Annotated in this window: 23 protein-coding genes; 20 read left to right on the top strand and 3 right to left on the bottom strand. The window is 62.8% G+C overall.

Annotated elements, in window-relative coordinates:
• Positions 1-3: 3 nt before the first annotated feature.
• The 14 genes from ACFWAD_RS14755 (at position 4) to secA (ending at position 16109) form a co-directional block, all read left to right on the top strand.
• The gene (locus ACFWAD_RS14755) at positions 4-960 is read left to right on the top strand and encodes a cation diffusion facilitator family transporter (protein ID WP_378544914.1); all 957 of its coding nucleotides are present in this window, start codon (positions 4-6) and stop codon (positions 958-960) included.
• A gap of 86 nt (positions 961-1046) precedes the next feature.
• A complete protein-coding gene (locus ACFWAD_RS14750; protein ID WP_378544911.1) occupies positions 1047-2543 on the top strand; it encodes an amino acid permease in 1497 nt (498 codons plus the stop codon).
• Between the two features lie 111 nt (positions 2544-2654).
• Positions 2655-3881, top strand: a complete 1227-nt coding sequence (locus tag ACFWAD_RS14745; protein ID WP_378544908.1) for an alkane 1-monooxygenase — start codon at positions 2655-2657, stop codon at positions 3879-3881.
• Complete coding sequence (locus ACFWAD_RS14740) at positions 3881-4066, top strand: rubredoxin (protein WP_003940827.1); 186 nt, start codon at positions 3881-3883, stop codon at positions 4064-4066. Before ACFWAD_RS14745 ends, ACFWAD_RS14740 begins: the two co-directional genes overlap by 1 nt.
• The gene (locus tag ACFWAD_RS14735) at positions 4063-4245 is read left to right on the top strand and encodes a rubredoxin (RefSeq protein ID WP_378544905.1); all 183 of its coding nucleotides are present in this window, start codon (positions 4063-4065) and stop codon (positions 4243-4245) included. The genes ACFWAD_RS14740 and ACFWAD_RS14735 overlap by 4 nt, the downstream gene beginning before the upstream one ends.
• Before the next feature lie 48 nt (positions 4246-4293).
• Positions 4294-4950: a TetR family transcriptional regulator gene (locus ACFWAD_RS14730; RefSeq protein WP_378544902.1), complete on the top strand. Its 657-nt coding sequence runs from the start codon at positions 4294-4296 to the stop codon at positions 4948-4950.
• Positions 4951-5010: 60 nt separating this feature from the next.
• A complete protein-coding gene (gene ahcY, locus ACFWAD_RS14725) occupies positions 5011-6489 on the top strand; it encodes an adenosylhomocysteinase (protein ID WP_003940766.1) in 1479 nt (492 codons plus the stop codon).
• Positions 6490-6569: 80 nt separating this feature from the next.
• Positions 6570-7211 carry a dTMP kinase gene (locus ACFWAD_RS14720; RefSeq protein ID WP_378534063.1) on the top strand — a complete coding sequence of 214 codons (642 nt, stop codon included), beginning with the start codon at positions 6570-6572 and terminating at the stop codon, positions 7209-7211.
• 116 nt (positions 7212-7327) lie between these two features.
• Positions 7328-8005: an MtrAB system response regulator MtrA gene (gene mtrA, locus ACFWAD_RS14715; protein ID WP_003941013.1), complete on the top strand. Its 678-nt coding sequence runs from the start codon at positions 7328-7330 to the stop codon at positions 8003-8005.
• The gene (mtrB, locus tag ACFWAD_RS14710) at positions 8002-9741 is read left to right on the top strand and encodes an MtrAB system histidine kinase MtrB (RefSeq protein WP_269590691.1); all 1740 of its coding nucleotides are present in this window, start codon (positions 8002-8004) and stop codon (positions 9739-9741) included. The genes mtrA and mtrB overlap by 4 nt, the downstream gene beginning before the upstream one ends.
• Positions 9738-11516: an MtrAB system accessory lipoprotein LpqB gene (gene lpqB / locus ACFWAD_RS14705; RefSeq protein WP_378534061.1), complete on the top strand. Its 1779-nt coding sequence runs from the start codon at positions 9738-9740 to the stop codon at positions 11514-11516. The genes mtrB and lpqB overlap by 4 nt, the downstream gene beginning before the upstream one ends.
• A 48-nt stretch (positions 11517-11564) precedes the next feature.
• Positions 11565-12278, top strand: a complete 714-nt coding sequence (locus ACFWAD_RS14700; protein ID WP_378544899.1) for a ComF family protein — start codon at positions 11565-11567, stop codon at positions 12276-12278.
• A gap of 175 nt (positions 12279-12453) precedes the next feature.
• Positions 12454-13134 (top strand): ribosome hibernation-promoting factor, HPF/YfiA family, encoded by a 681-nt coding sequence (hpf, locus tag ACFWAD_RS14695; RefSeq protein ID WP_003940893.1) that lies wholly within the window; start codon positions 12454-12456, stop codon positions 13132-13134.
• Positions 13135-13265: 131 nt separating this feature from the next.
• The gene (gene secA, locus ACFWAD_RS14690) at positions 13266-16109 is read left to right on the top strand and encodes a preprotein translocase subunit SecA (RefSeq protein WP_378544896.1); all 2844 of its coding nucleotides are present in this window, start codon (positions 13266-13268) and stop codon (positions 16107-16109) included.
• 36 nt (positions 16110-16145) lie between these two features.
• Here secA and ACFWAD_RS14685 read toward each other — a convergent pair whose 3' ends face one another.
• Positions 16146-16664, bottom strand: a complete 519-nt coding sequence (locus ACFWAD_RS14685) for an Rv3235 family protein (protein ID WP_378544893.1) — start codon at positions 16662-16664, stop codon at positions 16146-16148.
• A gap of 132 nt (positions 16665-16796) precedes the next feature.
• Here ACFWAD_RS14685 and ACFWAD_RS14680 point away from each other — a divergent pair, with 132 nt between their 5' ends.
• The 6 genes from ACFWAD_RS14680 to ACFWAD_RS14655 all read left to right on the top strand — a co-directional run bounded on the left by ACFWAD_RS14680 (position 16797) and on the right by ACFWAD_RS14655 (position 23045).
• Positions 16797-17222, top strand: a complete 426-nt coding sequence (locus ACFWAD_RS14680) for an HAD-IA family hydrolase (protein ID WP_378544890.1) — start codon at positions 16797-16799, stop codon at positions 17220-17222.
• Positions 17216-18625 (top strand): wax ester/triacylglycerol synthase family O-acyltransferase, encoded by a 1410-nt coding sequence (locus ACFWAD_RS14675; RefSeq protein ID WP_378447610.1) that lies wholly within the window; start codon positions 17216-17218, stop codon positions 18623-18625. The genes ACFWAD_RS14680 and ACFWAD_RS14675 overlap by 7 nt, the downstream gene beginning before the upstream one ends.
• Before the next feature lie 41 nt (positions 18626-18666).
• A complete protein-coding gene (locus ACFWAD_RS14670; RefSeq protein WP_020969223.1) occupies positions 18667-19167 on the top strand; it encodes a DUF6912 family protein in 501 nt (166 codons plus the stop codon).
• Between the two features lie 92 nt (positions 19168-19259).
• Entirely contained in the window at positions 19260-20378 is a 1119-nt protein-coding gene (locus tag ACFWAD_RS14665; protein WP_230812599.1) for a ferredoxin reductase, read from the top strand.
• 24 nt (positions 20379-20402) lie between these two features.
• Entirely contained in the window at positions 20403-21665 is a 1263-nt protein-coding gene (locus ACFWAD_RS14660; RefSeq protein ID WP_020907111.1) for an acyl-CoA desaturase, read from the top strand.
• A gap of 138 nt (positions 21666-21803) precedes the next feature.
• Entirely contained in the window at positions 21804-23045 is a 1242-nt protein-coding gene (locus tag ACFWAD_RS14655) for a fatty acid desaturase family protein (protein WP_378544887.1), read from the top strand.
• An 84-nt stretch (positions 23046-23129) separates the two neighbouring features.
• On the opposite strand, the gene rsgA is transcribed toward ACFWAD_RS14655, so the two are convergent.
• Entirely contained in the window at positions 23130-24167 is a 1038-nt protein-coding gene (rsgA, locus tag ACFWAD_RS14650; RefSeq protein WP_378447608.1) for a ribosome small subunit-dependent GTPase A, read from the bottom strand.
• Positions 24116-25429, bottom strand: coding sequence for a 3-phosphoshikimate 1-carboxyvinyltransferase (aroA, locus tag ACFWAD_RS14645; protein WP_378544884.1), 1314 nt, complete (start codon positions 25427-25429; stop codon positions 24116-24118). The genes rsgA and aroA overlap by 52 nt, the downstream gene beginning before the upstream one ends.
• Positions 25430-25466: the final 37 nt, after the last annotated feature.

The raw sequence follows: 25466 nt of genomic DNA, 5'->3' as shown, positions 1-25466 counted from the left end.
CGTGTGTCGGCTCATGGTGGCAAGAAGGCAATTCTGGCGGCTCTCGCAGCCAACGCCGGAATTGCCGTAGCGAAGTTCGCCGGATTCTTGATCACCGGATCGTCGTCGATGCTCGCCGAATCGGTGCACTCGGTGGCCGACACGTCCAATCAAGGTTTGCTGCTCCTGGGACAGAAGAAGGCAGAACGTGAGGCAGATCAACTGCACCCGTTCGGCTACGGGCGTAACCGATACTTCTATTCGTTTGTCGTGGCACTGGTGCTCTTCACCCTCGGCTCGCTGTTCGCGATCTACGAAGGTATTCACAAGATTCAGCATCCGGAAGAACTCAATTCGGCCTTCGTGGCAATTGCGATTCTTGTCATCGCGATTTGTCTGGAGGGCTACAGCTTCCGGACCGCAGCGAAGGAATCACGACCGCTCAAGGGAAACGCGTCGTGGTGGAACTTCATCCGAACCTCTCGTAGCCCGGAACTTCCGGTTGTGCTGCTCGAGGACACCGGCGCATTGATCGGTCTGGTCCTTGCACTCGGCGGCGTCGGCCTCACGATGGTGACCGGAAATCCGGTCTTCGACGGCATCGGAACTCTGTGCATCGGTGTCCTGCTCGGCATCATCGCGATCATTCTGATCATCGAAATGCAGTCGCTCCTGATCGGTGAGGGCGCAACGGCGGTGGAGACCGAACTGATCCTGAACGCCCTGGTCGACGGAACTCGTATCGAACGCGTCATTCATTGCAAGACGCAGTACCTCGGTCCCGAGGAGATTCTTGTTGCTGCCAAGGTTGCGGTGCCGGTCGGATCGACGATCTCGGATGTGGCCACGGCGATCGACGAGGCAGAGTCTCGCGTGCGCGCTGCCGTACCTGCGGCGCGGGTGATCTACCTCGAGCCGGACCTGGATCGTCTCAGGACAGATCGACCTGGGACAGATCTACAGGCTCCCGACAAACCCTGAACAAAGCCGCGCCTGCGGGCTTAGGCTGATGCCATCTCTCTACTTGCCCATAGTGGGACCTGCTGGTCCCCAGCAAGGAGGCGGCAATGGCTGTCAAGGACGAGCAGGCCGGATCTGGACGGTCGAAGCTGTTTCGAACGAAATCGATCGAGCAGTCCATCAAGGACACGGACGAACCGGAAACCAAACTCCGGAAAGAACTGAACTCGTGGGATCTCACCGTGTTCGGCGTCGCGGTGGTCATCGGCGCGGGCATCTTCACACTCACGGCTCGGACGGCGGGAAATGTCGCCGGGCCGTCGGTCTCCCTTGCGTTTGTCATTGCCGCCATCGCCTGCGGACTTGCAGCGCTGTGTTATGCCGAGTTCGCATCGACGGTGCCGGTCGCCGGGAGCGCCTATACATTCTCGTACGCGACGTTCGGCGAATTCGTCGCCTGGATCATCGGCTGGGATCTCATCCTCGAATTCGCCTTGGCGTCTTCGGTGGTCGCAAAAGGCTGGTCGCTGTACCTCGGCGAAGTGATGGGCTCGCGGAGTCCGATCGTCGAGTTGGGGCCGATCTCCTTCGACTGGGGAGCGGTCCTGGTGATCGTGGTCATCACGGTGCTGCTCGCGACCGGAACCAAACTCTCGTCGAGGGTTTCGCTGGTGATCACGGCGATCAAGGTCGCGGTGGTGTTGCTGGTGATCATCGTCGGTCTCTTCTACATCGACACCGACAACTACTCGCCGTACATTCCGCCGTCTCAGCCGGGATCGACGGGGGAGGGCATCCACCAGTCCTTGTTCTCGTACGTGACGGGGGCCGGTGGCAGCACGTTCGGGTGGTACGGATTGCTCGCGGCGGCCAGTCTGGTGTTCTTCGCGTTCATCGGCTTCGACGTCGTCGCCACGACGGCGGAGGAGGCGAAGGAACCGCAGAAGGCGTTGCCACGCGGCATCCTGGGCTCCCTCCTGATCGTCACGGTTCTGTACGTGGCGGTGACACTCGTGCTGACGGGGATGGTGAAATACACCGAACTCGAGGGCGATACCTCCAACCTGGCAACGGCGTTCGCCTTCCACGACATCACGTGGGCGAAAAACGTCATCTCGTTCGGTGCGTTGGCCGGCCTGACGACAGTGGTGATGGTGCTGATGCTCGGTCAGACCAGGGTGCTCTTCGCGATGGCACGCGACGGTCTGATGCCGCGACGCCTGGCGCCGACAGGCAAGCACGGAACGCCGGTGCGGATCACCGTGTTGGTCGGTGTTGTGGTCGCGGTGCTCGCCGGAGTGTTTCCGATCGGAACCCTCGAGGAAATGGTCAACATCGGCACGTTGTTCGCGTTTGTTCTCGTGTCGTTGGGGGTTCTCGTGCTTCGTCGGACGCGGCCGGATCTACCCCGCGGTTTCAGGGTGCCGCTGGTCCCGCTGGTCCCGATCCTGGCCGTACTCGCGTGTCTTTGGTTGATGTTCAACCTGTCGGTGGAGACCTGGATCAGGTTCGTGGTCTGGATGACCCTCGGTGTGGTCATCTACTTCGCCTACAGCAGACAGCATTCGTTGATCGGAAAGCGTGAACGCGGCGAAATAGAGTAATTGTACAAAGTTTGCTATTTGTCTACCATTTGTACAAATCAAGTAGTACTGTCTACCTCATAGTGAACTGACTCACAGTTGTCGAGTCGGTCCGAATCGAGGAGGTAGACCGTGTCGACGCACGTGAACTCGCACTCCGGGCAAACGCTCCCGCCGGAGCAGTGGCGGGACAAGAAGAGGTATCTCTGGCTGCTCGGCCTGGTGCCGCCGACGGCAGTTTTCATCGCCGTCGGATTGGTCGCGTTGTTCAACAGCCTCGGCTGGAATGCGGTCGCCCCGGTGTGGTGGTGGATCGGGCCACTGCTCGTCTACATCCTGCTCCCGATCCTCGACATCTTCTTCGGCCCCGACGGCGAGAATCCGCCGGACGAGGTGATGGAGCGTCTCGAGAACGACAGGTACTACCGGTATTGCACGTACATCTACATACCGTTCCAGTTGGCCAGCCTCGTCCTGGCCTGCTATCTCTGGTCGGCGACGGATCTGGCCTGGCTCGGAATCGACGGGGGACTGGGGCTGATCTCGAAGATCGGTCTGGCGATCAGTATCGGTTGTGTCGCGGGAATCGGGATCAACACCGCACACGAGCTCGGTCACAAGAAGGACGATCTCGAGCGCTGGTTGTCGAAGATCACTCTGGCGCAGTCGTTTTACGGCCATTTTTACATCGAGCACAATCGCGGACACCACGTGCGTGTCGCCACGCCCGAGGACCCGGCGTCGTCTCGCTTCGGTGAGAGTTTCTGGACCTTCCTCCCGCGCAGTGTGTGGGGATCTCTGCGCTCGTCGTGGTCACTGGAAAAAGCCAGACTGGATCGACTGGGTAAGAAGCCGTGGACAATTCGCAACGACGTCCTGCATTCGTGGATGATGTCCGTTGTACTCTTCGGTGTCCTCGTCGCCGCCTTCGGGCTCTCGGTGCTGCCGTTCCTGGTGCTGCAGGCCGTGTTCGGGTTCTGCCTGCTCGAAACGGTCAACTACCTCGAGCACTACGGACTGAAGCGTCGTCGCTTGGACAGTGGGCGGTACGAGCGCGCTGCACCGGAGCACAGTTGGAACAGCGATCACATCTGCACCAACATTTTCCTGTATCACCTCCAACGTCACAGTGACCATCACGCGAACCCGACGCGTCGATATCAGACGCTACGAAGCATGGACGGTGCGCCGAACCTGCCCAGTGGGTACGCGAGCATGATCATGCTCGCCTACGTTCCGCCGTTGTGGCGAAAAGTCATGGACCCCAAAGTGCTTGCCCATTACGACGGTGACATCACCCGAGTCAACGTTCAGCCGTCCAAGCGCGATCGCATCCTTGCCCGATACGGGGCAGCGTGATGAGCAGCTACCGATGCCCGGTGTGCGAATACGTCTACGACGAGTCCAAGGGTGCACCACGAGAAGGGTTTCCGGCGGGAACGCCGTGGGATGCCGTTCCGGACGACTGGTGCTGTCCGGACTGCGGCGTGAGGGAAAAGCTGGACTTCGAGCCTATGCCGGCAACGGCGGGGAGTGAATCATGAACGACTACAAGCTGTATCAGTGCGCGCAATGCGGATTCGAGTACGACGAGGCGGTCGGCTGGCCGGAGGACGGTATCGAACCGGGGACTCGCTGGGACGACATTCCCGAAGACTGGAGTTGCCCCGACTGTGGGGCGGCGAAGTGCGACTTCTTCATGGTGGAGGTCGAGCGGCAGTGAGATGCGTCGGCGTCGAACGGACCTAGGTGCGGCGGTAATGTCGTCACCATGACTTCGACGCCCACTCGCCTGCCGCAGAAAGAAGCGTCGCGACTGCTGCTGCGTACCTCGGTGCTCGATTCGATGCGTGAATTGTTGACCGAACGCGACTGGTCCGAGGTGACCCTGACTGTTCTAGCCAAGCATGCAGGTGTGAGCCGTCAGACGCTCTACAACGAGTTCGGTTCGAGGCAAGGGCTCGCCGAGGCGTACGCGCTCAGGCTCGCCGACGGCTTCGTCGACGCGGTGGACGAGGCGATGGTGGCGCACGAGGGGCGTGCAGTCGAGGCATTGATGGCGGGCTTCGGCTCGTTTTTCGCCTCCAGTGCCACCGACCCGCTGGTGATCTCGTTGCTCACCGGTGAGGCCAAACCGGACCTGCTTCGCCTGATCACGACCGACAGTGCGGTCATCATCGAGCGGGCGTCGTCGCGGCTTGCGGAGAGTTTCCAGCGAGGGTGGATTCAAGCGTCACCCGCTGATGCCGGGATTCTGGCGAGGGCGATTGCGCGCCTCGGGCTGAGCTACATTTCGATGCCGCCGGAGTCCGGAGCTTCGGTCGCGGAGGATCTGGGTACTTTGCTCGGACCGTTCATCGACGTGGCGCGCGCGGGCCGGGCGGGAGAGGGCCGCGCAGTAGAGGGGCGGGCGGGAGAGGGCGTCTAACCGATAGCCTGGTACACCGATAGGCTTGTGCAGAGTATGCATGTCAACCAGGAGAGGCAGATGACGACCTCAGTTTCAACAACGCCCGTGGCCGAGAGCCGTAACGGCATCGACTTCAAAGTTGCAGATCTTTCGCTCGCGGAGTTCGGTCGCAAGGAAATCCGTCTGGCAGAGCACGAGATGCCCGGCCTCATGGCGCTTCGTCGCGAATACGCAGAGGTGTTGCCGCTCAAGGGCGCTCGCGTTTCCGGCTCGCTGCACATGACCATTCAGACCGCGGTTCTGATCGAGACGCTGACCGCGCTCGGTGCCGAGGTGCGCTGGGCTTCGTGCAACATCTTCTCCACGCAGGACCACGCTGCCGCCGCTATCGTCGTCGGTCCGCACGGCACCCCGGAAGAGCCCAAGGGCGTTCCAGTTTTCGCCTGGAAGGGTGAAACCCTCGAGGAGTACTGGTGGGCAGCGGAGCAGATGCTGACCTGGCCGGGTGAGCCTGCCAACATGATTCTCGACGACGGTGGCGACGCCACCATGCTGGTGCTCAAGGGCGCACAGTTCGAGAAGGCCGGCGTCGTGCCGCCGACGGACGACGACCAGGATTCCGACGAGTACAAGGTCTTCCTTGCACTTCTGCGTCAGTCCCTCGAGTCCGACAAGGGCAAGTGGACCGCGATCGCCGAGTCCGTCCAGGGCGTCACCGAGGAGACCACCACGGGCGTTCTGCGTCTGTACCAGGTTGCCGCTGCCGGTGAACTCACGTTCCCCGCGATCAACGTCAACGACTCGGTCACCAAGAGCAAGTTCGACAACAAGTACGGCACGCGCCACTCCCTGCTCGACGGCATCAACCGCGGCACCGACGTTCTGATCGGCGGCAAGGCTGCGCTGGTCTGCGGTTACGGCGACGTCGGCAAGGGTTGTGCCGAGGCACTTCGTGGCCAGGGCGCTCGCGTCGCGGTCACCGAGGTCGACCCCATCAACGCCCTTCAGGCGCTCATGGACGGCTTCGAGGTCAAGACGGTCGAGCAGGCCATCGGCTGGGCCGACATCGTGATCACGTCCACCGGTAACAAGGACATCATCACGTTCGAGCACATGAAGGCCATGAAGCACCAGGCCATCCTGGGCAACATCGGTCACTTCGACAACGAGATCGACATGGCCGGCCTCGAGAAGTCCGGCGACGTCACGCGGATCAACATCAAGCCGCAGGTCGACGAGTTCACGTTCGCCGACGGACACTCGATCATCGTGCTGTCCGAAGGCCGCCTGCTCAACCTCGGCAACGCGACGGGCCACCCGTCGTTCGTGATGAGCAACAGCTTCTCCAACCAGGTCATCGCGCAGATCGAACTGTGGACGAAGCCGGACGAGTACGACAACGAGGTCTACCGCCTCCCCAAGCACCTCGACGAGAAGGTCGCCAAGATCCACGTCGAGGCACTCGGTGGCACGCTGACCAAGCTCACCAAGGATCAGGCAGAGTACATCGGCGTCGACGTCGAAGGCCCGTACAAGCCGGAGCACTACCGCTACTGACCCGGTGATTCATCGCTGAGAATGTAGTGCCCGCCGTCCCCCGGTCTGTGCAAGCAGGCCGGGGGATAGGCTTGTCCGCCGTGGGAACACTGGTGGCATTGGAAGGCCTCGACGGAGCTGGAAAGCGGACGTTGATCGGCAAAGTGGAGGGCGAACTCCGCCGCGGCGGCACGTCGATCGCGACTCTGGATTTTCCGCGGTACGGAAAGTCGATCCACGCGGATCTTGCTGCTGAGGCGCTCAAAGGTTCACACGGAGACCTGGCCGAGTCCGTGAACGCGATGGCAGTACTGTTCGCCTTGGACCGCGCCGGTGCTGCAGGTCAGATCTCGGAACTGTTGTCCACCAACGACATTGTTCTCCTCGATCGCTACGTGGCGTCCAACGCTGCCTACAACGCGGCGCGGGTGCATCAGGGTGTGGACGGCGAGATGGTCGCCTGGGTCCGTGAATTGGAGCTGGGCCGACTCGCTCTCCCTTCTCCTGATCTGCAGTTGTACCTCGACGTACCGGTAGCGCTCGCCGAGCAGCGCGCCCGCTCCCGCGAGGCCGAGGACGCGTCGCGTCAGCTCGACGCGTACGAGCGTGACGGCGGCCTGCAGGCCCGAACCGGTGAGCTGTACACCCAGTTGGCAGCGACGGACTGGGTCTCACCCTGGTGGATCGTGGGGCCGGAGACGGACCCGGCCGACCTGGCGCGCAGGCTCGCGGATTTCGCGTGATCGGTCACCCTTGCAGCCGGGATTCGAACTTTCCGGCACAGTAGAGGGAAAGACGCGGCACGCCGCACGGCCTCGTAACGGTCTGATTCATCGCTCCGAGATGCAACGATAGGGATATGAAACCAAGGATTCTGGTTGTCGACGACGACACGGCACTCGCCGAGATGCTCACGATCGTGCTGCGTGGTGAGGGTTTCGATCCCTACGTGGTAGGCGACGGAACCCTGGCGCTGGCGGCAGTGCGTGAGACTCGCCCCGATCTCGTCCTGCTCGATCTCATGCTTCCCGGAATGAACGGGATCGACGTATGCCGGGTTCTGCGTGCGGATTCCGGTGTGCCCATCGTGATGTTGACGGCCAAGACCGACACCGTCGACGTCGTGCTCGGCCTCGAATCCGGTGCGGACGACTACATCATGAAGCCGTTCAAGCCGAAGGAATTGGTGGCGCGGGTGCGCGCTCGTCTGCGCCGCACCGAAGAGGAGCCCGCGGAGCTGCTGAGCATCGCCGACATCGTGATCGACGTTCCGGCTCACAAGGTCAGCCGCGGCAGCGAGCAGATCTCGCTCACACCACTCGAATTCGACCTGCTGGTCGCATTGGCGCGCAAGCCGCGCCAGGTGTTCACCCGTGAAGTCCTTCTCGAGCAGGTGTGGGGATACCGCCACGCCGCCGACACCCGTCTGGTGAACGTGCACGTTCAGCGTTTGCGCGCCAAGGTCGAAACTGATCCCGAGAATCCCGAAGTGGTTCTGACGGTCAGGGGGGTCGGCTACAAGGCCGGACCGCCGTGAGCGGAGTTTCCAGGTGGCGTCGTCGTCTCAACCGACGGCTGACGCCATTTCTGCGGTGGTGTCACTCGATGAGCAACACCCTCGCGCACACGTGGCGACGCTCGCTCCAGTTGCGAGTGGTCGTCTCGACTTTGACGTTGTCTCTGATCGTCATCGTCATTCTCGGTGTCGTGCTTACCAGCCAGATCACCGATCGGCTGTTGGAAACGAAGATCACCGCAGCGACCGAGGAAATGGACCGTGCCCGCGGCATCGTCGAAGACCAACTCGCGGGCGTCGACGATTCGACGGCGCTCAACGTCCAATTGGAAAGCGCTGCGTCCGGACTGACGAGTCGTAGAAACCAGACCTCGGGCCAAGCCTCCGGGTCTGCCGGCACCTTCGACCCGGTACTGATCGTCCCAGGGGACGGGCCGCGCCAGCCCACCAGTTCGGGACCGGTGGAGCAGATCCCGGACAACCTCCGCGAGTTCGTCAAGCGAGGCCAGATCAGCTACCAATTCGCGACGGTGTCCAACCCGAACGGTTACTCCGGTCCCGCGCTGATCATCGGCAGCCCCACCGCGTCGTCGATCTCGGGACTCGAGCTGTACCTGATCTTCCCGCTCGCCAGTGAAGACCGAAGCCTGTCACTTGTTCGAAGCACCCTGCTGATCGGTGGAGCCGTGTTGCTGGTGCTCCTCGCGGCGATTTCGCTGTTGGTTGCCAGGCAGGTCGTGCTTCCCATCCGCTCGGCCTCACGAATCGCGGTGCGCTTCGCAGACGGCCGACTCAAGGAACGCATGCCGGTCCGCGGCGAGGACGACATGGCGCGCCTGGCCATGTCCTTCAACGAGATGGCCGAGAGTCTGTCCAAACAGATCACCCAACTCGAGGAGTTCGGCAGTCTCCAGAAACGCTTCACATCCGATGTCAGCCATGAACTCCGCACACCGCTGACCACGGTCCGAATGGCTGCCGACTTGATTTACGACGGCAGCGAGAACCTCGACCCGATGCTGCGCCGGTCGTCGGAACTGCTTGTCGCCGAACTGGACAGGTTCGAAGGGCTCCTGGCGGATCTCCTCGAGATCTCCCGCCACGATGCCGGTGTCGCGGAGCTGGCGTCCGAACAACTCGACGTGCGGATGTGTGCGCGAGCGGCGGTCTCCACCGTTCGCCATCTCGCCCGCGAATCCGGCACCGAACTGATCGTGGACATGCCAGACGAGCCGGTCATGGCAGATGTGGATCCGCGCCGCGTCGAACGCATCCTCCGAAATCTCCTGGCCAACGCCATCGACCACGGTGAGGGGAAGCCGATTCTGCTTCGCCTTCGCGCCGACGAGAATGCCCTCGCCTTCATCGTCCGCGACAGCGGCGTGGGGTTGCGGCCGGGCGAGGAGAAGTTGGTCTTCAACCGGTTCTGGCGCTCGGACCCGTCCCGCGTCCGCCGCAGTGGTGGCACGGGACTCGGCCTCGCGATCAGCGTCGAAGACGCGAATCTGCACGACGGCAAGCTCGAGGCCTGGGGCGAACCGGGAGTTGGCGCCTGCTTCCGGCTGACGCTCTCGCGTACCCGCGGCAAGAAAGTCGTGTCGAGTCCGCTGCCGCTCAAGCCGACGACCACCAAATTCGTGCGCACGCCGAGCGAAGCCGACATCGTCGCCGATACCGTCGGCGAGGTCACGTCGTCACTGCCGACTCCGCGCGAACCGGACTCACGGAACGAGTCCAACGGTGGTGATCGATCATGATCGCAGCCCGCCGTCGTCTGGGACTTCTTGCAACCACGCTCAGCGTGCTGTTGCTGACCGGTGCGTGCGCCAGTTTGCCGGAGTCCTCGTCGCCGCAGGCAATCGGAACTCTGGCAACTGCCGTGCCCGGGACGTCCGTCGAATCACCGGCATCGGGGCGAGAGCCGGACCTACTGGTACGCGACTTCGTCAAGGCGAGTACCGACCCGTCCAACCGGCATGCCGCAGCACGTCAGTACCTCACCAAAGACGCGTCGGCGCGCTGGGACGACGCGTCCAGCGCTGTCATCGTCGACAAGGTCGACGTGCTCTCGGTTTCTCGAACCAGCACCGAAGCCGTCTACACGATTCGTGTGAACAAGGTCGGTCGCCTCGACCCGGGCGGGCTGTATGTTCCCGAAGAGGGCAGCTTCGAAGCGAGGATGACGCTGACGTTGACCGACGGCGAATGGCGGATCAGTGATCTGCCTCCCGGTGTGATCATGGAACGACCACAGTTCCTCGGCGCCTATCAGCGGAAGTCGTTGTTCTTCCTCGACCCGACGAGTCAGACAGTCGTCCCCGACCTTCGCTGGATCTCCGGCGGTCAGGACCAGGTAGCGGCTCAGTTGATCGGTCTGATGATCGACGGACCGAAGGCGGCGCTGGCACCGGCCGTACGAAACGAGCTCGGCAACGGTGTGTCGGTGATAGGTCCGATCACCAAGGCCGACGGCAAGCCTGGGCAGGTCGGAGTCGGTCTCGGTGGCGTGCGCATCAACTTCCGCCTGGACAACCCGATGGATGCTGCGACTCGCGGATTGTTTGCAGCGCAGGTCATTTGGACGCTCGCCAATGCCGATGTCGCGGGGCCGTACGTTCTGGAGATCGACGGCGAACCACTCGACGCCGCTCATGCGGACGGCTGGACCACTGCCGACGTCGCATCCACCAACCCGCTGGCCACCACCAGTGCGACCGTCGGACTGCATGCCTTGCGCAACGGTTCACTGGTGAGCGTCACCGAGCAGGAGGCGACTCCGGTGCCCGGTTTCGCAGGCAACGCGGGCAACCTCACGGCGGCTGCTCTCTCACGGGACGGCAAGTTGGTGGCAGCCGTCGCGGACACCGCTCGGCCGGATCCAGGCACCAGGTTCGACTTGTCACTCGGGACATACGGCGATGGTTCCGTTCCGGTACTCGAAGGCAGCGCCATCACCCGACCTTCGTGGGAGCTGGACAACAACGCGGTCTGGGCGGCGGTGAACGGCAATACCGTCGTTCGGGTCGTCCGCGAACCCGGGACAGGTCGAGTGTCGGTCACCAATGTCGACGTCGGGGCCCTCTCGTCGGTCGGTTCCACGATCTCCGAACTGCGTCTCTCGCGCGACGGCGTGCGAGCCGCGATGATCATCGACGGCAAGGTTTACCTGGCTGTGGTCGTGCGCACCGCCAGCGGGGTCTACGCCCTGACGAGTCCACGCGCGGTGGCCTCTGGCTTGGGAAGCACCGCGCTCTCACTCGACTGGAGCAACAGCGACACCATCGTCATCGCACGCAGTGGCGCTGACATACCGGTCGTCCAGGTTGCGATCGACGGTTCCCGAATGGACGCGCTGCCGAGTGGAAACCTGACCGCTCCCGTCACCTCCGTGGATGCGTCGCCGACCACCGAGTACGTCGCCGACGCGCGTGCGGTGTTCCAACTGAACAACAACGACCCTGCAGGCGATCGTCGTTGGCGTGAAGTGACTGTGCTGACCGGACAGAAAGCGATTCCGGTTCTACCTGGCTGACTTGTCGGTGCTCTCATTCATGTCGGTGCTCTCATTCATGATTCGGCCATGGGGGACAAGAAATTCGGTGCCGGCCTGCTCGATCTGTTGTTGCCACGCGAGTGTGGTGGGTGCGCCCGCAGCGGGACTCTGTGGTGTCGTGAGTGCGCGGAGCTGCTGAGCGACCATCCGGTTCAACTGAGTCCGCGCGTCGATCCGGGCGCACCGGTGTGGGCACTCGGCCGCTACGACGGCCCCAGACGTCGCAGTGTGATCGAGATGAAGGAACGCGGTCGCCGCGATCTCGCGATGCCTCTGGGGGCCGCTGTGGCCGGTGCACTGGCCATGCTGGAACGGTGGGGCGAGCTCGGTGGCGGAAATCGTGCGCCAATCGTCCTGGTTCCGGCTCCCACGCGCGCCCGGGCGGCGCGATCTCGCGGAGGTGACCCGGTTCGCCGGATAGCTGAAAGTGTGCGAGACAAGCGCAGAGTGGAAGCGTGGGAAACCGGTTGTGTCGAGGGGCGCCCGATACAAGTCTGTCCGATTCTCCGGATGACGCGAGGCGTACGTGACTCGGTCGGACTGTCCGCGGCCGACCGAGTGACCAATGTGAACGGTCATGTGTCTCTCGACACCACTGCGATCCGTTCCATTGCGGGGGACAGCGCCATCGTCCTGCTCGACGACGTCCTGACGACGGGAGCGACTGCGGCAGAGTCGGTTCGGGCTCTCTCGCTCCGTGGGATTCGGACAACTGTCGTGCTCGTACTTGCAGGGGCTTAGATGAATTTCGTTGGAACAGTGGCACTCGCGCGCGTTACGTACTAGCGTCGGCGGCACACCCGAAAATACTGGTAGGAGGTGGTACTTCGATACTGGTGCCGGGCGGATCCCCTCTCGGTACTTGCAGAATTTGCCGCCGCCCACCGTGGGGCGGGGCCGTAATTGGGAGGTACGAGTGACGACCCCTTCGCAAGCCTCGTTTTTCATCGAGGACGCCACCATCGAGCGTTCCGAGAATGCCGCAGCTCCGAGATCCGACGTCGTAGTCAAGGGACGAAATGTCGAGATCCCCGATCACTTCCGAATCTACGTTTCGGAAAAGCTGGCGCGACTCGAACACTTCGACCCCTCCATATTCCACTTCGACGTGGAACTCCAACATGAACGCAACCGACGACAGGCCAAGAGTTGCCAGCGCGTCGAGATCACCGCTCGAGGTAAAGGCCCGGTGGCCCGAGCCGAAGCGTCCGCAGACAGCTTCTACGCCGCCTTCGAATCGGTGATCGACAAGCTCGAGAGTCGCCTCCGTCGAACCAAGGACCGCAAGAAGGTCCATTACGGTGACAAGCGACCGGTGTCCGTCGCGGAGGCAACCGCCTCTCTCGTCGACGCAGACTCACTCGGAGTCACACCGGACATTTCGCTGAACGGTCAAGAACCGGACGAGTACGACGGCCCGGGACGCGTGGTCCGCACGAAGGATCACCCAGCCGAGCCGATGACCATCGACGACGCTCTCTACGAGATGGAACTGGTCGGACACGACTTCTTTCTCTTCCATGACAAGGAGTCGGACAAGCCGTCCGTCGTCTACCGTCGTCACGCTTTCGACTACGGATTGATCCGCCTGACATGACCCAATCGGTGGTGGGTTTGCTCGCTCGCCGCCGGTAGCGCCTACCATGGAATCCGGCCGGAGTTTTCGGACCCCGGCCGGATTTTCAGTGTGTGACCCCCTGTCGCCGAAGATTGAGGACGAAGAAGACTGTGCCGTCGCTGTCGCTATCGAAGCTGCTCCGTGTTGGTGAAGGTCGCATGGTCAAGCGGCTCAAGCACATCGCCGAGCATGTGGAATCTCTGTCGCCCGATGTCGAAGGCCTGACAGACGAGCAACTCAAAGCCAAGACCACCGAGTTCCGTGAGCGTTACGCCGCCGGGGAAACTCTCGACGAGTTGCTGCCCGAGGCTTTCTCTGTAGCCCGCGAGGCGTCGTGGCGCGTGATCGACCAGAAGCACTTCCACGTGCAGATCATGGGTGGCGCGGCCCTGCACTTCGGCAACGTCGCCGAGATGAAGACCGGTGAGGGCAAGACCCTGACCTGCGTTCTTCCGGCTTACCTCAACGCGATCGCCGGCGACGGCGTCCATGTGGTCACTGTCAACGACTACCTCGCCAAGCGCGACTCCGAATGGATGGGCCGCGTTCACCGCGCCCTCGGCCTCGAGACCAGCGTGATCCTCTCGGGCATGACGCCGGCCGAGCGCCGCGTCGCTTACGCAGCGGACATCACCTACGGCACCAACAACGAGTTCGGCTTCGATTACCTGCGTGACAACATGACGCATTCGTTGGACGACCTGGTCCAGCGTGGCCATGCGTTTGCCATCGTGGACGAGGTCGACTCGATCCTCATCGACGAAGCCCGAACCCCGCTCATCATCTCGGGCCCGGCTGACGGCTCCAGCAAGTGGTACAGCGAGTTCGCCCGCATCGCGCCGCTGCTGAAGAAGGACGTTCACTACGAGGTCGACATCCGCAAGCGCACCATCGGTGTTCACGAGGCGGGCGTCGAACTGGTCGAGGACCAGCTCGGTATCGACAACCTGTACGAAGCCGCGAATTCGCCGTTGGTGAGTTACCTCAACAACGCGATCAAGGCCAAAGAGCTCTACACCAAGGACAAGGACTACATCGTCCGCGACGGCGAGGTCATCATCGTCGACGAGTTCACCGGCCGCGTGCTGGTCGGCCGCCGCTACAACGAGGGCATGCACCAGGCGATCGAGGCCAAGGAGAAGGTGGAGATCAAGGCGGAGAATCAGACCCTCGCCACCATCACCTTGCAGAACTACTTCCGTCTGTACGACAAGTTGTCGGGCATGACTGGTACCGCCGAGACGGAAGCTGCCGAGCTTCACCAGACCTACACCCTCGGCGTGATCCCGATCCCGACCAACCGTCCGATGGTCCGAGTCGACAACGGCGACCTCATCTACAAGACCGAGGAAGCCAAGTTCGATGCCGTGGTCGACGACGTCGTCGAGCGCCACGAGAACGGCCAGCCCGTTCTGATCGGTACCACCAGCGTCGAGCGCTCGGAGTACCTGTCCAAGCAGTTCACCAAGCGTGGCGTTGCCCACAACGTCCTCAACGCGAAGTTCCACGAGAAGGAAGCGACCATCATCGCCGAGGCCGGCCGCTCCGGTGCGGTCACCGTCGCGACCAACATGGCCGGCCGCGGTACCGACGTCGTGCTCGGTGGTAACCCGGACATCATCGCGGACATCGCGCTGCGCAAGAAGGGCCTCGACCCGGTGACGACGCCGGATGAGTACGAGGCAGCCTGGGACGCCGTCCTCGACGAGGTCAAGGCTGAAGTGAAGGAAGACGCGGAGAAGGTCCGCGATGCCGGTGGCCTGTACGTCCTGGGCACCGAGCGTCACGAATCGCGTCGTATCGACAACCAATTGCGTGGTCGTTCCGGACGTCAGGGTGATCCCGGCGAATCGCGGTTCTACCTTTCGCTCGGTGACGAGCTGATGCGCCGCTTCAACGGGTCGGCACTGGAGTCGATCATGACGCGCCTCAACCTGCCTGACGACGTCCCGATCGAAGCCAAGATGGTCTCGAAGGCCATCAAGAGCGCTCAGACGCAGGTCGAGCAGCAGAACTTCGAAATTCGCAAAAATGTCCTCAAGTACGACGAGGTCATGAACCAGCAGCGAACGGTCATCTACAAGGAGCGCCGCCAGATCCTCGAGGGTGAGGACATGGAGGGCCAGGTCGAGCAGATGATCACCGACGTGGTCACCGCATACGTGGACGGCGCCACCGCGGAGGGCTACGTCGAGGACTGGGATCTCGAGCAGCTGTGGACGGCGCTGAAGACGCTGTACCCGGTCGGCATCGATCACAAGGCGTTGGCGGGGGAGGACGGTGCAGGTATCAACAGCGACCTGAGCCGTGACGACCTGCGCACTGCGTTGCTCGAAGACGCCCACGCGGCGTACAAGAAGCGCGAAGCCGAGATCGACGCGATCGCCGGCGAAAACGGCATGCGTGAACTCGAGCGTCGTGTCTTCCTCTCGGTCCTGGACCGCAAGTGGCGTGAGCATCTCTACGAGATGGATTACCTCAAGGAGGGAATCGGCCTGCGTGCGATGGCCCAGCGTGACCCACTGGTCGAGTATCAGCGCGAGGGCTACGACATGTTCATCGGCATGCTCGACGGATTGAAGGAAGAGTCCGTCGGATTCCTCTTCAACCTGCAGGTCGAGGCAGCTCCGGCACAGCCCGCGAGCGGAATTTCCGTCACGGCGGGCTCGGCTGCTGCGGCTTCCGCCACGGCGCCCAAGCCGCTCCCGACGCAGGAAGCCGCGGCCAGGACAACCGGCACGGCTGCCCCGACGGCGTTGCGCGCCAAGGGACTTGACGACGAAGGTCCGTCACGATTGACGTACACCGGCCCGGACGAGGACGGCAAGGCGAAGGCAACCCGCGACTCGGCCGCCGACTCCGGTGACGGGGCAGCCTCACGTCGCGAACGTCGTGAAGCAGCGCGGACGCAGTCGAAGAGCAACCGAGCTCCGAAGTCCAAGCGCAAGCGCTGAGTTTTCAGTACGGACAGTTCTCGACAGGCTGGACGGTCACACCACGTGTAGTGCGGTGACCGTCCAGCCTGTTCCGTCTGTGTGGTCGATCCGACCTGCGACGGCAAATGTCTGCTTGCCTCGTGTGTACGTCGCACAGACTTCGGCGGTGCGCTCCGAAACCGCTTGAACGTGGGTGCGGTGAACGGCCGCGCCGCCCATCTTTCGGGCCGAATAGTCTGAAGCGTAAAGTCGCGCAACAACTTCCAGGACTCCTGGCGTAAGTACGCCGCTGAGCTGGCGTGGATTTCGTCGTCGGTCGACGGTTTCGAGAACCAGACGCAGTGATCGGTTCCAGAAGATGTCGGCACCTGCCAGCCGCGGTTCCGGAGCGTGAGTGAACCCGGTACTGGGCGATGTTCCGTTGTGTGGCGTCTTTCGCGGGCGACGCAGCGTCCGGTCTGTTCGGCACTGCGTCAGGTCTGGTCGGCACTGCGGCCGCGACAGCACGACGGTGTGCGCGTGAGGCTCGAATTGTGGTGCCGGCTCGAGAACAATTTTGCAGTCCTGCTCCATGACATCCCCCCCGGATGATCGTGCGTCCGAGTTGGACGACTCGGACTTTCGCTCCCCCGAGCGATGGTGAGAAGCATGACACGAAATGCTCGAGATGTCGCCGTGATCACCATCGCGACTTAGGGTGATGGCGTGCGGGGACTTCTGTTGGATGTCGGTGGCGTGCTGTTCGGTCCGGGATCGGATCTCGAGGGCTTGAGCGCGCTCGTGCGCGCTGTGAGGGCCCGCGGAATCGTGACGGGAATCGTCAGTAACGATCCCGGCGGCGCCAGTGCTCAGTGGTTGCGGGATCTCGGCGACGGGGTCTTGGTCGACGACGTGATCCTGTCCGGTGACGTGGAGATGGCGAAGCCGGATGCCGAGATCTATCTGCTGGCGGCGAGTCGGTTGGGCGTCGACCCGGGGGACTTCGTTTTCGTGGACGATCTCGAGGTCAACGTGCGCGCGGCGGTGGCCGTCGGGATGGTCGGCGTCCATCACGTCGGCTCGGAATCCACGATCGAGGAGTTGTCGATTCTGTTCGATCTGGGCGAAGGAGGGGACACGAAGCCATGGTGAACAGACTGACCACTCAGGACGCGGCTTTCTACTTCCTCGAAGCCGGGACGACGCCGATGCATGTCGGCTCGTTGGGGATTTTCAGGCAACTGCGAAACGGGATCGATCACGAGGAATTGCTTCGTCTGGTCGAAGATCGGCTCGGATCGGTTCCGCGGTACCGCCAGAGGGTTCGTGAGGTGGCGTTCGGCTTGGCCCGCCCGGTGTGGGTGGACGACTCGGATTTCGACATCACCTACCACGTACGCCGATCGGCTCTGCCGAAGCCCGGTTCAGACGAACAGCTGATGGATCTGATCGCCCGGCTGACGTCCAGACCGCTCGACAGCACGAGGCCGTTGTGGGAGATGTACCTGGTCGAGGGGCTGACCAGAAACAGATTTGCCATCTTCACGAAGTCTCATTCGTCGTTGGTCGACGGCGAAGCGGCTCCCGAAATCAGCCAGGTGATCTTCGATCCGGAGAAGAATCGAGCGCCCGGCCCAGAGGAACTGTGGATGCCGGCCAGGCCGCCGAGCGACACCAGTTTGTTGGTCAGTGCACTGGCAGACCTCGTGACGAGCCCGGGGGAGGGGATCGCACGGGCGCGTGCAACGTTCAACGACGTGACCACGTCTGTCACCGAGGCGGTCAGTGCACTCGGAAAACTTGCAGAAGTGGTTCGAACGGCGACGCAAGTGGCCCCGTCGAGCCCGCTCAACGCCACGATCTCGCGTAATCGACGCCTCGCGGTGGCCAAGACGTCTCTCGAGGACTACCGACGTATTCGGGCGAGGTACGGGTGCGAGATCAACGACGTGATTCTGACCGTCATCGCAGGTGCGATGCGGAACTGGCTGCTCTCGCGCGGCGAACCGGTGACCGAGGCGACCATTGTGCGGGCGATGGTTCCCATGTCGGTCTACACGGACGGCCCCGAGAGTCCCGACGTCGACGATCCGCAGGCGCCGGGACATGTTTCCTCGTTCCTGATCGACCTGCCTGTCGGTGAACCCAACGCGGTGGTTCGGCTCTCGCACGTTGCGCATGCGACGGAGGCGTTTGCACGCCAGGGCCGGCGGGTGACCGCACAGACGATGGTGCGGATGTCCGGGTTTGCGCCGGCGACGCTGCATGCGATGAGTTCACGCGCGGCCAGCAGTCTCTCGCAGCGAATGTTCAATCTGATGATCACCAACGCACCGGGTCCGCAGTTCCCGCTCTACCTCGGCGGGGCTCGGATGCTGGAGATGTATCCGGTGTCGCCACTGCTCAAGAATCAGACACTCAGCATCGCCCTGACGTCGTACGACGGAAATGTCTACTACGGTTTGAATGCCGACCGTGACGCGATGTCGGACGTCGACGTCGTTCGTTCGCTGATTTTCGAGTCACTCGAGGAATTGACGGATGCGAGTCGGTGACGAACGAACGAGCAGGGACGAACGAGCATGAAGGTGGTCTCATGAGGGTGTACGTGCCGGCGACGGTCGAGATTTTGCAGAAGTTGGTCGCAGATCAGGAGTTCGACCCGATGAGCCGGACGGCTTTTGCGGTCACCCCGACTCTTCGCGAGTCGTATGCGGCGGGGGACGACGACGAGTTGGCCGAGGTCGCGATGGGTGAGGCGGCGCGTGCGTCGCTGCGATTGATCGCCGGAACCGAGGGTGACGTCACCTTCCGTCGGGCCGTCGTCGCTGCCGACGTCGACGATGCGGACGTGAAACTGCGGCCCGATCTCGACGATTCGGTGGTTCGACTGGCAGGTCCTGTCACGATGGCTCAGGTTGCATCTGTGCATGTCGACCTCGAACAGGCAGAATCGGACATCGAGCGCGCTGCTGGCATAGTCGACGCGGCGGATCTCGGTGATGCCGATGCCGAGTTCACGCTCGGCGACGCGGAGGACCACGAGTTGGCGTGGTACGCCGCGCAGGAGTTGCCGTTCTTGCTCGACCTGCTGTGAATGTGCTTACCGTGAAGTAACCTACGGTACCGTAACCTGATAACCTACGGTACCGTAGGCAGTGGGTTCGGAAGGTGAGAGGTGGAGGTCTGATGGGTCTGAAGGACTGGATCGAGGCACCGGCAGCGTCGGTGGTTCCGGCAGCGCGGTCGAAGCTCAATCTGCTTCGCGGTGCGGCGGCTCGGTTGACCACACCATTGCTTCCCGACGATTATCTGCACCTCGCAAATCCGTTGTGGTCGGCCCGCGAACTGCGTGGTCAGATCGTCGAAGTACGGCCCGAGACCACAGATTCGGCGACCATCGTCATCAAGCCGGGTTGGGGATTCGACTTCAACTACCAGCCGGGGCAGTACATCGGTATCGGCCTCCACATCGACGGTCGTTGGCATTGGCGCTCGTACTCCCTGACTTCTCCGCCCAACTGGGAGAACAAGCGCATCTCCATCGCGGTCAAGGCCATGCCCGAGGGCTTCCTGTCGAGCCACCTCGTCAGCGGCGCGGTCCCGTCGGGAACCATCGTTCGACTGGCCACGCCGTCCGGCAACTTCGCCTTGCCGGATCCGCCGCCGGAGAAGATCCTGTTCATCACTGCGGGCAGTGGCATCACTCCGGTCATGGGCATGTTGCGGACGATGAACCGTCGCGGTCAATTGCCCGACGTCATGCACATCCACTCGGCTCCGACGGAATCCGACGTCATGTTCGCCGACGAACTCACGGCGCTGCACGTCGAGCACGAGGACTTCGTCAGCCACGTCCAACTCACACGGCGTGACGGAAAGTTCAAACTCAGCTCTCTCGACACGGTCTGCCCCGATTGGCGCGAGCGCCACACCTGGGCGTGCGGACCGCTTCCTTTGCTCGACGAACTCGAAGACGTCTGGAAGGCGGAAGGTATCGAGGATCGCCTCCACATGGAGCGATTCGCGGTATCTCGCATCGACGCTTCGGCGGACGGCGGCACGGTCACGTTCGAGAAGTCGGGTAAGACGATCACCGTCGACGGCGCGACGACGCTTCTGGAGGCCGGCGAGCAGTCCGGTGCGTTGATGCCGTTCGGTTGCCGCATGGGCATCTGCCAGACGTGTGTCGTACCTCTCGTTGCCGGTCACGCGATCGATCTACGCTCGGGGAAACAGCACGCGGAGGGCGAGCGCATCCAGACGTGCATCTCCGCCGCCGCGGGCGACTGTACGCTGGACGCATAGCTTCTAGGCACACGGAGGACCACGGTGGCCATCACCGATATCAAAGAGTTTTCGCACCTCACCGAGGCCGATGTCGAAGCTCTCGGACGTGAACTCGATCAGATTCGACTCGACATCGAAGACTCTCGCGGAATCCGGGACGCCCGCTACATTCGTCGCGTCATTCGCGTGCAACGCGCGTTGGAGCTCGGCGGGCGTATCGCACTGTTCGGCAGCCGGTATCGACCGGCGTGGCTGGTCGGTACAACCCTGCTGAGCCTGTCGAAGATCATCGAGAACATGGAACTCGGGCATAACGTGATGCACGGGCAATGGGACTGGATGAACGATCCCGAGATTCACTCGGTCTCGTGGGAGTGGGATCAGACCGGTCCTTCCGAGCATTGGAAGCGCGCACACAACTACCAACACCACACGTACACCAACGTCGTAGGGATGGACGAGGATCTCGGTTTCGGGATTCTGCGTATGACGCGTGACGAGCCGTGGAAGCCGATCAACCTCTTCCAGCCGATCGCCAACGTGATCTTGGCGGCCACGTTCGAGTGGGGTATCGCGCTGCACGACCTCACAGCGGCAGCCGAGTTGGAGGGCGCGGAAAAGGGCCAACTGAACTCGCAGGCGAACAAAGACTTCGCGCGCAAGATCTTTCGTCAGGTCGGCAAAGACTTCATCTTGTTCCCGGCGCTGACGGGGCCGGCGTGGAAGTCGACCATGACGGCCAATGCCACTGCGAATCTCGTGCGCAACCTGTGGGCGTACGTCGTCATCTTCTGTGGCCACTTCCCGGACGGCGCCGAGAAGTTCACAGTTGCCGAATTCGAGCAGGAGACTCGTCACGAGTGGTACCTGCGCCAGATGCTCGGAAGCGCGAACTTCAATTCGGGCAAGCTCATGGGTCTGATGAGTGGCAACCTGAGCTACCAGATCGAGCACCACGTGTTTCCCGATCTTCCGAGCAACCGCTACCCCGAGATTGCCGTGAAGATGCGTGCGCTGTGCGAGAAGTTCGATCTCCCGTACACCACCGGTTCGCTCTTCAAGCAGTACCTTCTGGCGCTGCGCACGATCCACAAGCTGGCATTGCCGGACAAGTGGCTCACTGCGACCTCGGACAATGCTCCGGAAACGTCCTCGGAACTACGTTTCCGTGACTCAGGGTTCCGGGATGCAGCCATGGCGATGGTCGAGGACCTGCGTACCGATCCGGTCACCGGTAAGCGTCTGGGATTGTTGACTGCACTCAAGTCGCAGGCCCGTTCCCGCATGCCGAAGCGCCGGAAGTGATATAGGTTACATCGGGAAAAACCTAACCTACGGTGCCGTAAGTTACGCTACAGTAGGTGCAGTTGATCTGAACGATTCGAAATCATGATCGTTCTGCACTTACTACTTTGCGCCTAACTCACTGCTAGGAGGCTTTCCATGGCGATTGCAGATGTCAAGGAATACGCACATCTCACGGACGCCGACATCGAGGCGCTCGGCCGCGAACTCGACGCGATTCGTCGCGACATCGAGGAGTCGCGCGGCGAGAAGGACGCGCGCTACGTGCGCAACGTCATTCGCCTGCAGCGTTCGCTCGAAATCAGCGGCCGTGCAGTGCTTTTCGCCAGCCGTCGCCGTCCGGCGTGGCTCGCCGGAGTGGGCCTGCTGACGCTCTCGAAGATCATCGAGAACATGGAACTCGGGCACAACGTGATGCACGGGCAGTGGGACTGGATGAACGACCCGGAGATCCACTCCACCTCGTGGGAGTGGGACGTCACCGGCCCGTCTGCTCACTGGAAGCAGACCCACAACTACCTGCATCACAAGTACACCAACGTCCTCGGAATGGACGACGACGTCGGATACGGGCTCCTCCGCGTCACCCGCGATCAGCGGTGGAAGCCCTTCAATGCCGGCAACCTGGTCTACAACACCTTGCTCGCCCTGTTCTTCGAGTACGGCATCGCTGCTCAGCACCTCGAGCTCGGCAAGGTGGCCAAGGGCCGCGCCGACAAGGAAGAGACGCAGCGCAAGCTCCGTGAGGTCGGCGAGAAGATCGGCAAGCAGGTCTTGCGCGACTACGTCATTTACCCGGCCATCACCGGCCCGGCGTGGAAGAGCACGTTGTCGGCAAACTTCACCGCCAACACTCTGCGGAACGTGTGGACCAACGCGGTTATCTTCTGCGGCCACTTCCCGGACGGCGCCGAGAAGTTCACCAAGGAAGACATCGACAAGGAAACGCAGGCTCAGTGGTACCTGCGCCAGATGCTCGGCAGCGCCAACATCGAGGGCAGCGCGCTCATGGACTTCATGACGGGCAACCTGAGCTACCAGATCGAACATCACCTCTTCCCCGATCTGCCCAGCAACCGCTACAAGGACATCGCGGTCACGGTGCGTCAGCTCGCGGACAAGTACGACCTGCCGTACACGACGGGCCCGCTTGCCGTGCAGTACGCCAAGTCGTGGCGCACCATCGCCAAGCTGTCGCTGCCCAACAAGTACCTCAAGGACACCGTCGACAATGCGCCCGAGACTGCGTCGGAGCGGATGTTCGACGGGGATCCGACGTCGACTGTCGATCCCGTGACCGGACGTCGTAACGGTCTCAAGAGCGCCATCGCACGTAAGCGTAAGAGTGGAAAGCTGCGCAGCCTCCTCGGCCTGCGCTGATTCCCGACTTCGCTGACAAGAGGAAACAAGCGGCCCGACACCATTCAGTGGTGTCGGGCCGCTTCTCTTGCTCAGGGGTCTTGCTCAGTACTGATCGTTGGACTTGATCGCTTCCAACAGTTGTCGCACAGCAACGACGCGTCGCGCCGATTTGCCTTCCAACAGATCGAGCTTGCATTCGGGATCTGCCGGCGGCCCCAGGTGCGTGCATCCGCGCGGGCAATCCTCGATGGCCGCAGCCAGGTCCGAGAACGCCGCCACCACGTTCTCGGGTGAGATGTGCGCCAGACCGAATGAACGGATGCCGGGGGTGTCGATCACCCAGCCGCCACCGGCTAGGGGGAGCGCCACCGATTGTGTCGACGTGTGCCGCCCCTTGCCGACGCCGGACACGATGCCGACAGCTCTATTGGCATCGGGGACAAGGCGATTGACCAACGTCGACTTTCCAACGCCGGAATGCCCGATCAGGGCGGTCAACTTGTGCTCGAGGATCTGCGTCAGTTCGTCGAGGGGATCGTCGCGGCCGGCGACCACCACTTGGATGTCGAGGTCGGCGAAAGTGCTCGCGAATTCCTCGGGTGGTTCGAGGTCGCTCTTGGTCAGGCAGACGATCGGCGTCAAGCCGCCCACGTAGGCGGCGACCAGTGCGCGCTCGACGAAGCCCGTGCGCGGTGGGGGATCCGCAAGTGCCACGACGATGAGCAACTGCTCGGCGTTCGCGACGACGATGCGTTCGAAGGGATCGGTGTCGTCGGCTGTTCGGCGCAGAACCGTCGAACGCTCGGAGACCCGGATGATGCGAGCGAGAGTGTCGGTTTTGCCCGACAGGTCGCCGACAATGTCCACCTGATCGCCGACGACGATGGGGGTGCGGCCCAGCTCGCGGGCGCGCATCGTCACGATCAGCCGGTCGGGATCGCCGCCCAGGACGCAGCCCCAACGGCCACGATCCTTCGACACCACCATCCCCGATTCAGCCGACAGATGTTCGGGCCGTGTCTTCGTACGGGGGCGTGATCCGCGTCCGGGGCGTACCCGGACGTCGGACTCGTCGTACTGCCGCGGAGTCAGAAGCTTGCCTTCGGCGTCGCGGTCGAACTTTCGAGCATGTCGACCCACATGTTCTCGAAGCCGGGCAACGTCTTGGCAGTGGTTCCGACGTCGTCGACCTCGACGCCGTCGACGACCAGGCCGATGATGGCACCGGCTGTTGCCATGCGGTGGTCGGCGTACGAGAGCCATTGTCCACCATGGAGTTCCGCGGGGACGATGGTCAGTCCGTCGTCGGTTTCGGTGACGGAGCCGCCGAGCTTGTTGATCTCGTCGGCGAGGGCAGCCAGACGGTCGGTCTCGTGCCCGCGCAGGTGCGCGATACCTCGTAGGTGCGAGGTGCCCTCGGCGAGAGCGGCCAGCGCCGCGACGGTGGGGGTGAGCTCTCCCTCGTCGTGGAGGTCGATGTCGATGCCGCGCAATTTCTCCGGACCGCGAACAGTCAGCACGCCGTCGGCAAGTGTGACGTCGGCGCCCATCGACGAGAGGATCCCGCGGATCGCGTCGCCGGGCTGCGTCGTCGACGACGGCCACATCGGGACACTGACGGTTCCTCCGGTGACTGCGGCAGCGGCCAGGAACGGTGTGGCGTTGGAGAGATCGGGTTCGATCGCCCAGTCCACGGCGCGTACGGGCCCAGGTGCCACCCGCCAGGTGTCCGCGTCGCCACCCGTGGCGGGCGTCGTCACGGAAATGCCGGCCTGCCTGAGCATTTCGACGGTCATGTCAATGTGCGGCATGGAGGGGACGGGCTTGCCGTCGTGATGGACGGTGACCCCCTCTTCGAAGGCAGCGGCCGAGAGGAGGAGACCGGAGACGAACTGCGACGAACCGGATGCGTCGATGGTGACCGTCCCGCCGCGTAGGGATCCGGTTCCGGAAACGGTGAAGGGGAGTGCGTCACCCTCGATGTGAGCGCCGAGTCCGCGCAGTGCCTCCAGGATGGTGCCGAGGGGCCGAGTGCGTGCCTGCTCGTCGCCGTCGAAGTGGACGATTCCGTCGGCCATCGCGGCGAGCGGCGGCAGGAAGCGCATGACGGTGCCGGCGAGTCCGCAGTCGACGTCTCCGCCGCGGAGGGGACCGGGAACTACGCGAAGTGTGGTCGGATCGCCGGCTTCCTCGACGCCGATACCGAGGTCGCGCAAAGCGGCGATCATCAGGTCTGCGTCACGACTGCGGAGTGCACCCGTGATCGTGGAGGGGCCATCCGCCAGCGCGGCCAGAATCAGAGCTCGATTGGTGATGGACTTGGATCCGGGCAGCGTCACCACTGCATCGACGGGTGCTTGGGCCCTCGGGGCGCTCCACAGACTCAGACTCACATGGTCCATCTTCTCTCATCGGTGGGGGAATGGTCGAAACCGTGCC

It is taken from the genome of Rhodococcus sp. NPDC059969 (genome assembly GCF_042738325.1).
Lineage (GTDB): Bacteria > Actinomycetota > Actinomycetes > Mycobacteriales > Mycobacteriaceae > Rhodococcus_F.
Note: the sequence above shows the minus strand (reverse complement) of the source record. Positions and strands in the feature narration are given on the sequence as shown.